Below are 12,745 nucleotides of genomic sequence, written 5' to 3' on the forward strand. Positions count from 1 at the left end.
CGAGGCTGAAGGCGGAGGGTTGCGGGAAGGCCCGGATCTCGCCGGGCGGCACGAGGCGCGCGATCTCGGCGCCGATGCCGAAGTGGAACGGGTCGCCGGTGGCGAGGATGCAGGTCGGCTCGCCGCGGCGTGCCAGGATCGCGTCGTAGGCCCCCGCGAACGGGCTCGGCCAGGGGCGCGCCTCGCCGGAGAGGGGGGCGGCGAGGGCGAGGTGGCGCCGGCCGCCATAGACGACGTGGGCCGCATCGAGGGCGGCGCTCGCGGCCGGAGAGAGCCCGGCGCGGCCGTCCTCCCCGATCCCGACGATCGACAGCCAGGGCTCGCGCGACAGGCAGGGCTCGCGCGACGGCCAGGGCTCGCGGCTCGACTCCGGCGCGGGGCTAGCGGAGAAGTCTGCCATGCGCATCCTCATCCTCGGAGGCACGGGCGAGGCGAGCGCCCTGGTGCGGGGCCTCGCCGGCTCCGGCCACGCCGTCACCCTGTCGCTCGCCGGCCGCACCGCCGCGCCGAAGCCCGAGGCGGTGCCGACCCGCATCGGCGGCTTCGGCGGCCCGGAGGGGCTTGCCCGCTATCTGACGGAGAACGGCGTCGATCGGCTCGTCGACGCCACACACCCCTTCGCCGCGCGGATCTCGCGCAACGCCGCCGAGGCGGCGGCGATGGCCGGGGTGCCCCTGCTCGCGATCCGGCGCCCGCCCTGGGAAAGGCAGGCGGCCGACGCTTGGCGCGAGGTCGGGAGCGTGCCCGAGGCCGTGGCGGCTCTGGGCGAAGCGCCCCTGCGCGCCTTCCTCACGGTCGGCCGCCAGGAACTCGCCGCCTTCGCGGCGGCCCCCCAGCACGATTACGTGGTCCGCGCGATCGAGCCGGTGGCCGACGTGCTGCGGGTGCCGCACCTGACGGCGATTACCGCGCGCGGCCCCTTCGACGCGTCTGCCGAGGCCGCGTTCCTGCGCGGCTCCGCCATCGACGTGCTGGTGAGCAAGAATTCCGGTGGTGAGGCCACCTACGGCAAGATCGCGGCGGCGCGCGACCTCGGCATCCCGGTCGTGATGGTCCGCCGCCCGGACAAGCCCGACGTGCCGGCCGTGGCGGATCCGGAGGCCGCGCTGAGGGCGCTTCTCGGCGGGGCGTGAGGCGCGCCTCACCTCTCCCGTCCGGGAGAGGTCGAGTCCGCAGGATGCGGACCGGGCGAGGGGGACAGGTCTTTCCGGAGAGGGCGCATTCCTCACCCCAACCCTCTCCCGAACGGGAGAGGGGGCGCGGCGCGGTGCGTGCGCGGGCGCCATCACCGCCCCGCCGGCACGCTGCGCGGCGTGTAGAGGAACGGGCGCTCGCCCGGCCCACGCGGGATCAGCCGCGTGCCCGAGGCGCCGATGATCACGAGCGTCGCCATGTCGGCGGGCGCCTCCCGGGCCTGCGCCAGCGTCATCACGCGGAGGGTCTCGTCCGGCCGGGTCACGGCGCGGGCGAAGGCGACGGGGGTCTCGGGGGCGCGGATTTCCAGGGCGAGGCCGAGGGCCGCGCCGAGCTGCCAGGGGCGGGCCGAGGAGATCGGGTTGTAGAGGGCGACGACGAGGTCGGCCCGCAGCACCGCCTCGAGGCGCGCGGTCACGACGTCCCAGGGCTTCAGGTTGTCGGAGAGCGAGAGCGCGCAGAAATCGCCGCCCATCGGCGCGCCGAGGCGGGCGGCGGCGGCCAGCATCGCCGTGATGCCGGGCTCGACCGTGATGGCGAGCCTCCGCCAGGCGGGGTCGCCCTGCTCGACCGCCTCGAAGACAGCGGCGGCCATCGCGAAGACGCCCGGATCGCCGCCCGAGACCACGGCGACGTGCCGGCCTTCCGCAGCGAGCATCAGGGCGTGGCGGGCGCGGTCGACCTCGACGCGGTTGTCGCTCGGGTGGCGGGTCAGGCCCGCACGCTCGGGCACGCGGGCGACGTAGGGGATATAGCCGATCAGGTCCGTCGCGCGGTCCAGGGCGGCCTGGGCCGCCGGGGTGACGAGGCTCCCGTCTCCGGGTCCGAGGCCGACGATCGCGACGCTGCCGCTCACGGCCGCCGTCCCTCGCCGGGCACGAGCACCATCGAGAAGTAGGGCGCCTCGTCGTCGGGCTTCTGGGCGAGGGGGATCACCTTCTCGCCCGCCATGGTGCCGCGCTCGACATAGACCGCCCGGTCGAGGAGCCCGGCCTCGGCCAGAGCCGCGCGCACCTTCGGCAGGTGGCGGCCGAGCTTCATCACCACGGCCGCGTCCGTGCCGCGCAGGCGCTCGGCCAGCGCCGCGTGCGGCAGCGTCGCGGGCAGCACGGTGAGCACGTCGTCGCCCCAGGTGATCGGCGTGCCGGCCCGCGTCCAGCAGCCGGACATGCCGGTGACGCCGGGCACCACCTCGACGGGGAAGCGGTCCTTGAGGCGCCGCCAGAGATGCATGAAGGAGCCGTAGAAGAACGGATCGCCCTCGGATAGGATCGCGACGTCGCGGCCCGCGCCGAGATGGTCCGCGAGCCGGGCGGCCGCGTCGTCGTAGAACCCCGCCAGCGCCGAGACGTAGGTCGCGTCCTCCGGGGCGAGTTCCGTCGTGTAGGGATAGACGAGGGGAAATTCCCGGGCCGGGTCGCGCAGGATCGCGTCCGCGATGGTGCGGGCATTGCCGCGCCGGCCCTTCTTGCAGAAATGGACGAGCACCGGCGCCCGCTCCAGCACGCGCACGGCGCGCACCGTCAGGTAGTCCGGATCGCCCGGGCCCATGCCGACGCCGTAGAGGGTGCCGGTCGTCACGCGGGCGGGCGCCTCGGGGGCGGGCCCGTCGGCGAACAGGCTGTCGCGCGCGTCCATCACTCGACCTCGCAGGCGAGCGCGTTCACCGCCGCCGCCGTCATGGCGCTGCCGCCGCGGCGGCCGTGCACCACGACGAAGGGCACGCGCCCGTCGCGCGCCAGCGCCTCCTTCGACTCGGCGGCGCCGACGAAGCCGACCGGGATGCCGATCACCGCGGCCGGAGGCGTCACGCCCTCGTCGAGCAGCTCGAGGAGCCGGAACAGGGCGGTCGGCGCGTTGCCCACGGCGACGACGCTGCCGGGCAGGTGCTCGCGCCACAATTCCATCGCGGCCGCCGAGCGGGTGGTGCCGGCCTCGGCCGCGAGGCCGGGGACGCGCGGGTCGCCGAGGGTGCAGAGGACGGGATTGTTCGCCGGCAGCCGGGCGCGGGTGACGCCGTCGGCGACCATGCGCACGTCGCACAGGATGGGGGCGCCGGCCTTCAGCGCCGCCTCGCCGGCGGCCGCGAAATCCTCCGACATCTCCACGTCGGCGGGCAGGTCGGTCATGCCGCAGGCGTGGATCATGCGCACCACGACGCGCTCGGCCGCGCCGCGGAAGCGGGCGAGGTCGGCCTCGGCGCGGATCATCGCGAAGGAGCGGGCGTAGATGGCCTGCCCGTCGCGCAGGTAGTCGAGGCGCGAACTCATCGGTCGGAACTCATCGGTCGAATTTATGGGTCGGAATTTGTGGGTCGGGTGTCGAAGGCGCGCTGGAGAGGCTCGGCGGAATCCGCCCTCCTTACGCGTTCGAGCGCCGCCTCGAAAGTCAGTTGGATCGCCGGCTCATCGCCGGGCGCCCCGTTCAGGACGATGCCGTAGCGCCCGTCGGCCCCGACGAGGGTGAGGTCGGCGGGAGCGGGCCGGGCGCAGCCCTTGGCGCAGCCGGAGACGTGGGCGTTCAGGCCGCGGCTCGCGAAGGCCCGGAAGGCCTCGGCGAGGCGGGCGGCGTCGGCGGGCGCCGGCGTGGAGCCCGAGGCGCAGGCGGGCGCGCCGGGGCAGGCGGCGACGGACCGCCGCGGATCGTCGGGTGCGACCACGAATCCGGCGGCGGCGAGGTCGGCGAGCGCCCGCGTGCCCGAGGCGGGATCGGGCGCGGTCAGAACGAAGCCGCGCGTCGAGGAGAGGCGGATCTCGGGCGTGCCGAGGGCTTCGGCAATCCGCGCCAGCACGTCGAGGGCGGCGGCGTCGCAGCGGCCGAAGGGCGCCTCGGCGGCGAGGATTGCAAGGGACGGGGAGAGGACGTGAAGGCCCGCCGGAGGCGGCATTCCGCGCTGCCCGGCCAGGGCACCGTTCGGCACGACGGACCCCCTCTCCCGGACGGGGGAGGGGGGGCGTCTTGCGGAGAGGAAGCGGCGCGCCTCATCCGAGAGGTCGCGCACGCGGCGCTGGCCCGTGCGGGCGAAGGCGGCGAGGAGGCGGGCCACCGCGCCGGCCGCCTCCGCCTCGGAGACCTCGCCGATCCGGTCCGGCCCGTCCGCGGTCGCGAGGGCGAGCGCGATCTCTCCGCGGCCCTCGGCGCGCAGGGCGATGTCGGCCTCGGCCTCGCCCGGCCCGAAGCGGCCGCCGCCGTGGAGGCTCACCAGGGTCTTGGCCGGCAGCCCGGCGATGGCGCGGCCCGCCGCCTCGATGTCCCGCGCCAGCGCCGGCACGTCGATCAGCTCCGCGGGATCGAGGCCGGCCAGCGGGCTCGCGAGCGTCAGCCGCTGCGGGCCGCCATCCGGCCGCGCGTCGCCGAGGCCGGCGGCGTCGAGGCGGGCCGCGAGATCCCCGCGCGTCGCCTCCGTGACGCCGCGGACCTGCAGGTTGGCACGGGCGGTCACGTCGATATGCCCGTTGCCGAAGCGGCGGGCGGCCTCGGCGACGTTGCGCAGCTGTTCGAGCGTCAGGACGCCGCCCGCGGGATGGATGCGGGCGAGGAGGCCGTCGCCGGTCGGCATCGGCCGGGCGAGGCCGGGGCACCAGCCGCGGCGGGAGGGGGCCTCGGGAAGGGCGCGCCGGGGCAGGCTCATTCGGCGGCCTCCGGCATCAGCGCGTCGGGGGGAATCGCGTTGCGGCGGCTCAGCCAGAGGCCGCGGCGGCGCGCGTCCTCGAACCGCTCCAGGATCGCCCGCGTCGCCGGAGGGTTTGCCGCCGCGATCCGCTCGAAGGTCTCGGGATCGGCGATCCAGGCGCCGTAGAGGTGGTCGAGGTCGCTGCCGCGCACCGCGTCGGTCGTGGCGGCGAGGACGAACAGGGCGTCGATTCCCTGCGCCAGCTCCTGCACGCCCCGGTAGCCGTGGCGGAGCTGGGCGGCGATCCAGCGCGGGTTGGCGAGGCGCCCGCGGATCAGGCGGGCCACGTCCTCGCGGGCGGTGCGGGCCTTGGGCGCCTCGGGGTCGGCGACGTCGAGGCTGTAGAGGGCGGGGCTCGCGCCCCCCGCCTCCGCCGCCGCCGCGAAGCCGCCCATCGCGTCGGCGCCCGCGTCGCCGTCGAGGAGGTCGCGCTCGGCCACGTCGAAGGCGTGGACGTAGGCGTCGGCCCGCGCCACCCGCTCGGCGAAGCTCGCATCCGCGCCTTCCGTGTCGCCGTAGGCGTGCGAGGTCGCGGCGAGGTAGGCGGCGCCGAGATCGGCCCGCGTCTCCCAGGCGCCGTCGAGGGCGGTGCCGGCGGCGCCCGCCCCGTAGCGGCCGGGTGCGGCGCCGAAGACGCGGGATGTCGCCTCGCCGCGGCGGCGGGCGGCGGCGAGCGGGTTCTCGGATTCCTCCTCCCCGTCGCGGGCGGCCACCGCGCGGGCCGCCCGGTCAAGGAGCGCCAGCGTCTCCGGGAAGGTGTCGCGGAAGGCGCCGGAGACGCGCAGGGTCACGTCGATGCGCGGCCGGTCGAGCAGGGCGAGCGGCAGCACCTCGAAGCCGGTGACGCGGGTCGTGGCGTGGTCCCAGACCGGGCGGACGCCCATCAGAGCGAGGGCGTGGGCGACGTCCTCGCCGCCTGTGCGCAGGGTCGGCGAGGCCCAGAGGTCCATGACGATGCGGGCCGGGTACTCGCCCTCGTCCTGCAGGTAGCGGCGCACCACGGCATCGGCCGCCTTGGCGCCGAGCGTCGCGGCGGCCCGGGTCGGCAGGGCGCGCGGGTCGAGGGTGGTGAGGTTGCGCCCCGTGGGCATCACGTCGGTCCGCCCGCGCGAGGGCGAGCCGGCGGGACCGGGCAGCACGAACCGCCCGTCGAGGGCCGCGAGGAGGCCCTGCCGCTCGGCCTCGGCGCAGGCGCGGCGGCCCCCATCGGCGTCGGCTGGCGCGCGGCCGAAGACGTGGAAGCCGTCGCGGAAGGCGGTCTCGGCGAGGTCGCAGAGATGCGCGTCGAGGGCGGTGAGCGCGTCCGTGATCGGCGTGTCGGCCGCGATGCCGGCGCCGTCGAGGAGGCCCGCCGCTTCGGCATCGTCCAGGATCGCCCGCGCGATGAGCGCGGCCCGGCGCGGATCGAGCACGCTCGCGGACGCGTATTCCTCCACGAGCTCGCGCAGGCGCGCCGCGTCCGGGGCGAGCTCGGCCCGCTCCACGCGCGGCGTCAGGTGGCCGAGGGCGATGCCGCCGAGGCGCCGCTTCAGGGGTGCGGCCTCGCCCGGATCGTCCACGATGAACGGGTAGATCACGGGCAGCGCGCCGACGGCGAGGGCCGGCCAGCATTCCGGCCCGAGGGCGACGGCCTTGCCGGGCAGCCATTCCGTGGTGCCGTGGGTGCCGAGATGGATCAGCGCGTCGAAGCGGGTCCGCAGGCCGAGATGGAAGGCGAGGTAGGCGTGGGTCGGCGGCGCGTCCGGGTCGTGATAGCCGGCCTTGCGGTCCTCGCCCCGGCCGCGGTCCGGCTGGAGGAAGATCGCGAGGGTGCCGGCCGCCTGGCGCGAGGGACCCCCTCGGTACGAGATGGGACCCGCGGCCGACCGGAAGCGGAAGGCCCCGTCGATGAGTGCGGGATCGCTCTCCGGCGCTCCCCAGCGGGCGTTCAGGGCTTCGAGCGCCTCTGCCGGCAGGGTCGCGAGCCACGCCCGGTAATCGTCGAGGGACACCGCGAACCCGGCCGCGCCCTCCGTGAGGGTCCGCAACAGGCCGCCGGCCTCCGGCAGCGACCCGATCGCGTAGCCGGCCTCCGCCAGATCCGCCGCGATGGCGCGGGCGCTCGCCTCCGTGTCGAGCCCGACCGCGAAGCCGGCCCGGCCGCCGCGGGCGGGATAGTCCGAGAGTACCATCGCGAGCCGCCGCTCCGCGCGCGGCGTCCGCGCGAGCCGGATCCAGGCGGCGGCCCGGTCGGCGAGGGCCGCGATGCCCTCCGGGTCGGGGATCGCGCGACGCTCGGCATAGCCCTCGATCTCGGGGAATTCCTCCTTGAACGAGACGGGGAAGCCCGAGAGCCGGCCGTCGAATTCGGGCAGCGCCACCTGCATGGCGAGGTCGGCGGCGTTCATGCCGCGCGCCGAGGCCGCCCAGGCGGCGCGGGGGCTGCCGATCGTGAAGGCCTGCAGCACCGGGCAATCGGCCGCGTCGAGTGGGAAGGCCGCGTCCTCCCGCGCCGAGAAGGCGGTCGCCGCCACGACGAGGTCGGGCCGGCGTGTGGCGATCAGGGCGCGCACCGGCTCCAACGCGGCCGTGTCCTTCAGGCTCGACACCGCGACGACGGCGCTGCCGACGCCCCGCGCCCGCAGGGCCGCCGCGAGCGCCGCGACCGGGGCCGTGTCGCCCCCGAGAATGGCGGAGCGATAGACGAGGAGGAGCGCCATCGGTGCTCCCGCTGCCGCGAGGTCGGTTTCGACGGAGACCGGCCCGCAGCCGGGGCACCACGCGAAGCCCCGCGGCAGCGGTTCCGGCGGCTCGACCGCGGCCGGCTCGCCGATCTCGGAGGCCAGCCGCCCGAGCATCCGGCGCAGGTTGTCAGGGCCGCCGGCGCGGAAATAGGCATCGAGATCGGCCGCGAGGCCAGGCACCGTGGAATAGGCGTCGAGGCGCGAATCCGGCCGGTCGTCGCCGGGCAGCACCGCGAGCTTGACCCCTCGCGCCCGCGCCGCGGCGTAGGCCCGCTCCACGCCGTAGCGCCAGTAATCGAGGCCGCCGAGGCAGCGGATCACGACGATCCTCGCGCGGGCGACCACGCCGTCGACGTAGAGGTCCACCGACATCGGGTGGCGCAGGCGCGCGAGCTTGGCGAGCCGCAGGGAGGGCTGGCCCGCTCCCCCCGCGGCGTGCGCGGCCGCGACGCCCGCGAGGTCGGAATCGGTGAAGGAGAGGAAGACGATGTCGCCCGGCGCCTGCCCGAGATCGACGGCCGCCTCGCCCTCGTCGAGGGAGACCGTATCGATGCGGACGAGGTGCATGGGGTCTCGCGATCCGCCGCGTCAGGCCGCCGGGCCGGCCGGCTCGTCCTGGACGAGGCGCGGACGGTTCGGGAAGACGACACCCTCGTAGATGTCCGAGAGGCGCAGGCTCGTGGCGAGGGAGGGCAGGGAGAGGGACGCGTCGAGGCTCGCGACGCGCTCCTTGACCCAGGCGCGCGACGCGTCGCGGGACCAGAGCATGATCTCCGGAGCGTTCGGCTCGACGAGCAGGATGTACTCGAGGCTCTCGATGTTCCGGTACTCGGCCAGCTTCTCGAAGGCGTGGAAGTCGCGCGTGCTCGGGGACAGGACCTCCGCGACGAGCCGAGGCTCGGCCGCCTTCAGGGCGTTGGGATCGCGCACGCCGCAATCGACGCCGACATCGGGCCGGCGGATCTGGCCGGGGAGGGTCTCGACGCTGCCGTCGCCGGTGAAAGGGCGGCCGCCGCCGCCGCGCAGGGCCGTGTGCAGGGCCGCCAAGAGGTTCACCACGATGTCGTCGTGGACGTTCCGCGCTCCCGCCGTCAGACGCACGGGAATGCCGCCGACGAGCTCGTAGCGCTCCGCCTGGCGCTCCTGCCACGCGAAGAACTCCGCCACGCTCATCGGCCTCGTGATCCGTTCCAGCATGTCCGGTCGCCGTCCCTGCGCCCGCACTATAGCGCCGCCCCGGCCTATCCGGCGAGCGCCGCCGCGACGGCATCCCGGTCGAAACCCTTGAGGCCGATCACGACGAGGCGGCCGTCGCGGGATTCGGATGCGCGCCAGGGCCGGTCGAAATGGTGCGCGACGCGACGTCCGACGCCCTGGACGACGAGGCGCATCGGCTTGCCCTCGATCTCGGCGAAGCCCTTGATGCGCAGCACGCCCGCCGTCTCGGCGGCCTTCTCGACCCGTGCGGCGAGGTCGCCCGGGTTCCTCGCCGCGCGCACCGGCAGGGCGACCGTCTCGAAATCGTCGTGGTCGTGGTCCTCGCCCTCGCCGTGATGGGAGGGGCGGGCGTCGAGGTCGTCCTCGGCCGCCGCGTTGAGGCCGAGGAGCACCCGGGCGTCGATCGCGCCGTGAGAGGTCTCCACCACCTTGACGGCGCGGGGCAGCTGGCGCTCGATCTCGGCCCGGACGCGCGCGCGCTCGGCCTCGCCGAGGAGGTCCGCCTTGTTCAGCACCACGAGGTCGGCGCAGAGGAGCTGGTCCTCGAACACCTCCTCCAGCGGGTTCTCGTGCTCGACGCTGGCGTCGGCCGCGCGCTGGGCGGCGAGCGCGTCGGGATCCTCCGCGAAGGCACCGGAGGCCACCGCCGGCCCGTCCACCACCGCGACGACGCCGTCGACCGTTACCCGCGAGCGGATCGCCGGCCACTGGAAGGCCTGGACGAGGGGCTTCGGCAGGGCGAGGCCCGAAGTCTCGATCAGGATGTGCTCCGGCGGGTCCGGGCGCTCCAGCAGGGTGTTGAGGGCGGGCACGAAATCGTCGGCGACGGTGCAGCAGATGCAGCCGTTCGGCAGCTCGACGATGGATTCCTCGCTGCAGCCCGGCACGCCGCAGGCGGCGAGGAACGAGCCGTCGAAGCCGACATCGCCGAATTCGTTGACGAGGATCGCGAGGCGGCGCCCGCCCGCTTGCTCCATCACGTGGCGCACGAGGGTCGTCTTTCCGGCGCCGAGGAAGCCGGTGACGATGGTGCAGGGGATCTTCTCGACGATGCTCATGGGGAACTCGTGATGGCGTGCCGCCCGCTTACGCGGAGGCGCGGGGCGGGATGCGGGCGATCACGCCCTTGCGGAAGGCTTCCGGCCGCGCCCGCCAGGGCACGATGCCGTCGCTCGTGCCGGCATAGAGGCGGATGCCCGCGAGGAGGGTGGGGGCGGAGGCCTCCGGGTCGAGGTCGCCGTAGACGTAGGTCCAGCGGTCGGGCGCGGTGACCGCGACCGTGCAGGGGCGCTTGCAGACCGAGAGGCACTCGACCGGCTCGACGCGGAGGCCCGGCACGGGCTCCGCGGCGAGCGCGTTCTCGACGGCCGCGAGGAGGCGTGCCCCGGCGCGCGGGCCGTCCCCGTCGCCCTCGGCGCGGCAGGTGGTGCATACGTAGAGCACCACCGGTTCGGATGCTGCCTCAGGCACGGGCGGGTGCCTTGGCCTCGCGCCCGAAGACCTGCCAGGCCCAGCCGAAAGCCAGACCGATCATCGCCCAGAACACGAAGGCGACGCCGAGCGAGCGCGCGGCGAATTGCGCGGCGAGGATCGCGGGCACGCCCGAATTCCCCTCGGGCGGCACCGGGGCGCCCGCGAGATGGGGGGCGACGATGAGCACGAGACCGCCGAGGATGGTGATGGCCGCCCGCCGGATCAGGATCAGGTAGAGGCCCATGGCGGTCGCGGCGGCGGTCATCAGCCACCAGGCTTGGCGCGTGACGAGGGGGGCCGCCTCGCTGCCCGGCAATTCGGGGGGCAGGCCGAGGGCAGGGGCGAGCGCGAGAGCCGCGAAGCCCGCGAGCCCGAAGGCGAGCGCCCGCTCCGGCGTCGGCGCGCGGCCGCAGGCGAGCATCGCGGCGCCGAGGAGGAGCGCGTAGCCGACGGCGCCGATGAGCGTCGCGAGCCCGGTGAAGGCCATCCGCGGCAGGCCGGGGCCGGGCTGCCATTCCCCGCCCGGACCGGCCGTGCCGTGGTCGTGCGCGTGGCCGCCGTGCGCCTGCCCCTGGGCAGGCGCGTGGGCCAGGATGATCGGCAGGCGGGCGTCGGCCGCCTCGTGCGCGGCCCGCGTCTCGTAGCGCTCGGCCGCGATGATGAGCTGCGAGGTGAGGGCGAGCTGCAGGCCCGTCGCGACGACGGCCGCGAGGAAGCCGGCGACGAGGGCCGCCGACAGGAGCCGGATGATCATGAGATCTCTGCGGGCTGAGGCAGAGCGGTCAGTGGCAGGGGAAGTTCTGCGTGTGCCGGAAATCGTGCGCCGCGTTGTGCAGCGCCGAGGCCGGCGCGAAGCCCGCGAGGAAGACGAGGCCGATGCCGAGCAGGGCGGCGATCACGATGGCGGCGGCGCCCTCGTTCGCGCGGGTGCCGGTGGTGCCGAGGGTCTGGACGTTCGTCGTCATCGTGTCAGGTCTCCGGCCGCCCCGCCGGCGGCGTCGAGGATAGCGGGGGACGGCAGGTCTCCTGGCTCGCGGATCCTCGCGCCTGCCGCCTTCCCGGGGGTCCGGTGGCGTGGTGGCAGGAGCTCGCCGCTCACAGTTGCGGGGGCAGCCGCGGATTCGGAGCCCGAGCCCCTCACCGCATTCCCTTTTCACCCCGTTGCCGGGGCACCGTCCCCCCGGCTTCTAGCCTGTCGCGCGAGCGGGCACAACGCGGGCTCGGCCCGGTCGCGCAATTCTTTGACCGGAGGTGAGGCGATCTTTGACCGGAGGGGGAGGCTTGGGGCAAAGGAGGCCGATGCTTCAGGCCGCTCCCCGCATGACCCTGGTGCTCGGCGGCGCGCGTTCCGGCAAGAGCGCCCACGCGGAGGCCCTGATCGAGGCCTGCCCGGCGCCCTGGACCTATCTCGCCACCGCGCAGGCCTGGGACGACGAGATGCGCGAGCGCATCGGCCTCCACCGCGCCCGCCGGGGGGAGGGCTGGGTGACGCGGGACGTGCCCGTCGATCTCTCCGCCGCGATCCGGGCGACGCGGGGTCCGGTCCTCGTCGATTGCCTGACGCTCTGGCTCACCAACCTGATGATGGCCGAGGCTGATCTCGCGGCCGCGTCCGAGGATCTCGCGGCGGCCTGCGCCGCGGCGGCCGGCCCCCTCGTCCTCGTCTCGAACGAGGTCGGGCTCGGCATCGTGCCCGACAACGCCCTGGCCCGCGCCTTCCGCGACGCGGCCGGCCGGCTCCACCAGCGCCTCGCGCGGGAGGCCGACCGCGTCGTGTTCCTGGTGGCCGGGCTGCCGATGGTCGTCAAACCCGCTGGAGGACCTGCATGAGCGACGAGGACGCGCGCCACCGCGAGAAGATGCAGAAGCGCAAGGCGGTGCAGGACGCCGAGGTCGCCTCGAAGACCGTCGAGAAGGGGCTCCTCATCGTCAATACCGGCCCCGGCAAGGGCAAGACCACGGCGGCGCTCGGCCTCGTGCTGCGGGCGCTGGGGCGCGGCTGGCGGATCGGCGTCGTGCAATTCATCAAGGGCGCCTGGGACACCGGCGAGAAGCGGGCGCTGGACACCTTCGGCGACCGGGTCGTCTGGCACGCGCTGGGCGAGGGCTTCACCTGGGAGACGCAGGACAAGGCCCGGGACATCGCCGCCTGCGCGCGGGCCTGGGCGACGGCGCAGACCCTGATGGCGGACGAGACGATCCGCCTCCTCGTCCTCGACGAGATGAACATCGCGCTCCGCTACGACTATCTCGACGTCGAGGCGGTGGTGGCGGTGCTGCGGGCGCGCCGGCCGGACCTCCACGTGGTCGTCACCGGCCGCAACGCGAAGCCGGCGCTGATCGAGGCGGCCGACCTCGTGACCGAGATGGGCAACGTGAAGCACCATTTCTCGGCGGGCGTGAAGGCGCAGGAGGGGATCGAGTTCTGATCTCCGCAGGGCGCGGCCGAGGCGCTGCGCGGCGC

14 protein-coding genes and 1 riboswitch are annotated in these 12,745 nt (G+C 75.1%); of the genes, 3 read left to right on the plus strand and 11 right to left on the minus strand.

The window, feature by feature from the left end:
- On the minus strand, positions 1-400 hold a 400-nt coding region (locus E1J50_RS15535; protein WP_245516597.1), incomplete at its 3' end, for an SAM-dependent methyltransferase.
- Here E1J50_RS15535 and E1J50_RS15540 point away from each other — a divergent pair.
- The gene (locus tag E1J50_RS15540; RefSeq protein WP_132254748.1) at positions 399-1,133 is read left to right on the plus strand and encodes a cobalt-precorrin-6A reductase; all 735 of its coding nucleotides are present in this window, start codon (positions 399-401) and stop codon (positions 1,131-1,133) included. The two genes, E1J50_RS15535 and E1J50_RS15540, sit on opposite strands and share 2 nt — an antisense overlap.
- A 152-nt stretch (positions 1,134-1,285) precedes the next feature.
- On the opposite strand, the gene cobJ is transcribed toward E1J50_RS15540, so the two are convergent.
- From cobJ to E1J50_RS15590, 10 genes are read right to left on the minus strand one after another with little or no spacing between them, the layout of a single operon-like run.
- Positions 1,286-2,050, minus strand: a complete 765-nt coding sequence (cobJ, locus tag E1J50_RS15545) for a precorrin-3B C(17)-methyltransferase (protein WP_132254749.1) — start codon at positions 2,048-2,050, stop codon at positions 1,286-1,288.
- Positions 2,047-2,832 (minus strand): precorrin-2 C(20)-methyltransferase, encoded by a 786-nt coding sequence (locus tag E1J50_RS15550; RefSeq protein WP_132254750.1) that lies wholly within the window; start codon positions 2,830-2,832, stop codon positions 2,047-2,049. Before E1J50_RS15550 ends, cobJ begins: the two co-directional genes overlap by 4 nt.
- Positions 2,832-3,464 (minus strand): precorrin-8X methylmutase, encoded by a 633-nt coding sequence (locus tag E1J50_RS15555; RefSeq protein ID WP_132254751.1) that lies wholly within the window; start codon positions 3,462-3,464, stop codon positions 2,832-2,834. The genes E1J50_RS15550 and E1J50_RS15555 overlap by 1 nt, the downstream gene beginning before the upstream one ends.
- A gap of 23 nt (positions 3,465-3,487) precedes the next feature.
- Entirely contained in the window at positions 3,488-4,825 is a 1,338-nt protein-coding gene (gene cobG / locus E1J50_RS15560; RefSeq protein WP_132254752.1) for a precorrin-3B synthase, read from the minus strand.
- Positions 4,822-8,157: a cobaltochelatase subunit CobN gene (cobN, locus tag E1J50_RS15565; RefSeq protein ID WP_132254753.1), complete on the minus strand. Its 3,336-nt coding sequence runs from the start codon at positions 8,155-8,157 to the stop codon at positions 4,822-4,824. Before cobN ends, cobG begins: the two co-directional genes overlap by 4 nt.
- Positions 8,158-8,178: 21 nt before the next feature.
- Positions 8,179-8,787 (minus strand): Uma2 family endonuclease, encoded by a 609-nt coding sequence (locus E1J50_RS15570; RefSeq protein WP_132254754.1) that lies wholly within the window; start codon positions 8,785-8,787, stop codon positions 8,179-8,181.
- Between the two features lie 44 nt (positions 8,788-8,831).
- Complete coding sequence (gene cobW, locus E1J50_RS15575; protein ID WP_132254755.1) at positions 8,832-9,866, minus strand: cobalamin biosynthesis protein CobW; 1,035 nt, start codon at positions 9,864-9,866, stop codon at positions 8,832-8,834.
- A gap of 28 nt (positions 9,867-9,894) precedes the next feature.
- Positions 9,895-10,278, minus strand: coding sequence for a DUF1636 family protein (locus E1J50_RS15580; protein WP_207919220.1), 384 nt, complete (start codon positions 10,276-10,278; stop codon positions 9,895-9,897).
- Entirely contained in the window at positions 10,271-11,035 is a 765-nt protein-coding gene (locus tag E1J50_RS15585) for a CbtA family protein (RefSeq protein ID WP_132254756.1), read from the minus strand. The genes E1J50_RS15580 and E1J50_RS15585 overlap by 8 nt, the downstream gene beginning before the upstream one ends.
- A 28-nt stretch (positions 11,036-11,063) precedes the next feature.
- Positions 11,064-11,246: a CbtB domain-containing protein gene (locus E1J50_RS15590; RefSeq protein ID WP_132254757.1), complete on the minus strand. Its 183-nt coding sequence runs from the start codon at positions 11,244-11,246 to the stop codon at positions 11,064-11,066.
- 34 nt (positions 11,247-11,280) lie between these two features.
- Positions 11,281-11,473: riboswitch (cobalamin riboswitch) on the minus strand.
- A 107-nt stretch (positions 11,474-11,580) separates the two neighbouring features.
- On the opposite strand from E1J50_RS15590, the gene cobU reads away from it, so the two are divergent.
- Together cobU and cobO are read left to right on the plus strand one after the other, a co-directional pair.
- Positions 11,581-12,111: a bifunctional adenosylcobinamide kinase/adenosylcobinamide-phosphate guanylyltransferase gene (gene cobU / locus E1J50_RS15595; RefSeq protein ID WP_207919221.1), complete on the plus strand. Its 531-nt coding sequence runs from the start codon at positions 11,581-11,583 to the stop codon at positions 12,109-12,111.
- Complete coding sequence (gene cobO / locus E1J50_RS15600; RefSeq protein ID WP_132254758.1) at positions 12,108-12,710, plus strand: cob(I)yrinic acid a,c-diamide adenosyltransferase; 603 nt, start codon at positions 12,108-12,110, stop codon at positions 12,708-12,710. The genes cobU and cobO overlap by 4 nt, the downstream gene beginning before the upstream one ends.
- Positions 12,711-12,745 lie beyond the last annotated feature (35 nt).

Source organism: Methylobacterium segetis (assembly GCF_004348265.1).
Lineage (GTDB): Bacteria > Pseudomonadota > Alphaproteobacteria > Rhizobiales > Beijerinckiaceae > Methylobacterium > Methylobacterium segetis.

Coding starts and splice junctions, on each gene's coding strand:
- E1J50_RS15540 (WP_132254748.1), top strand. CDS start 399: ATGCGCATCCTCATCCTCGGAGGCACGGGCGAGGCGAGCGCCCTGGTG.
- E1J50_RS15550 (WP_132254750.1), bottom strand. CDS start 2,832: ATGGACGCGCGCGACAGCCTGTTCGCCGACGGGCCCGCCCCCGAGGCG.
- E1J50_RS15555 (WP_132254751.1), bottom strand. CDS start 3,464: ATGAGTTCGCGCCTCGACTACCTGCGCGACGGGCAGGCCATCTACGCC.
- cobG (WP_132254752.1), bottom strand. CDS start 4,825: ATGAGCCTGCCCCGGCGCGCCCTTCCCGAGGCCCCCTCCCGCCGCGGC.
- cobN (WP_132254753.1), bottom strand. CDS start 8,157: ATGCACCTCGTCCGCATCGATACGGTCTCCCTCGACGAGGGCGAGGCG.
- E1J50_RS15570 (WP_132254754.1), bottom strand. CDS start 8,787: ATGCTGGAACGGATCACGAGGCCGATGAGCGTGGCGGAGTTCTTCGCG.
- cobW (WP_132254755.1), bottom strand. CDS start 9,866: ATGAGCATCGTCGAGAAGATCCCCTGCACCATCGTCACCGGCTTCCTC.
- E1J50_RS15585 (WP_132254756.1), bottom strand. CDS start 11,035: ATGATCATCCGGCTCCTGTCGGCGGCCCTCGTCGCCGGCTTCCTCGCG.
- E1J50_RS15590 (WP_132254757.1), bottom strand. CDS start 11,246: ATGACGACGAACGTCCAGACCCTCGGCACCACCGGCACCCGCGCGAAC.
- cobU (WP_207919221.1), top strand. CDS start 11,581: ATGCTTCAGGCCGCTCCCCGCATGACCCTGGTGCTCGGCGGCGCGCGT.
- cobO (WP_132254758.1), top strand. CDS start 12,108: ATGAGCGACGAGGACGCGCGCCACCGCGAGAAGATGCAGAAGCGCAAG.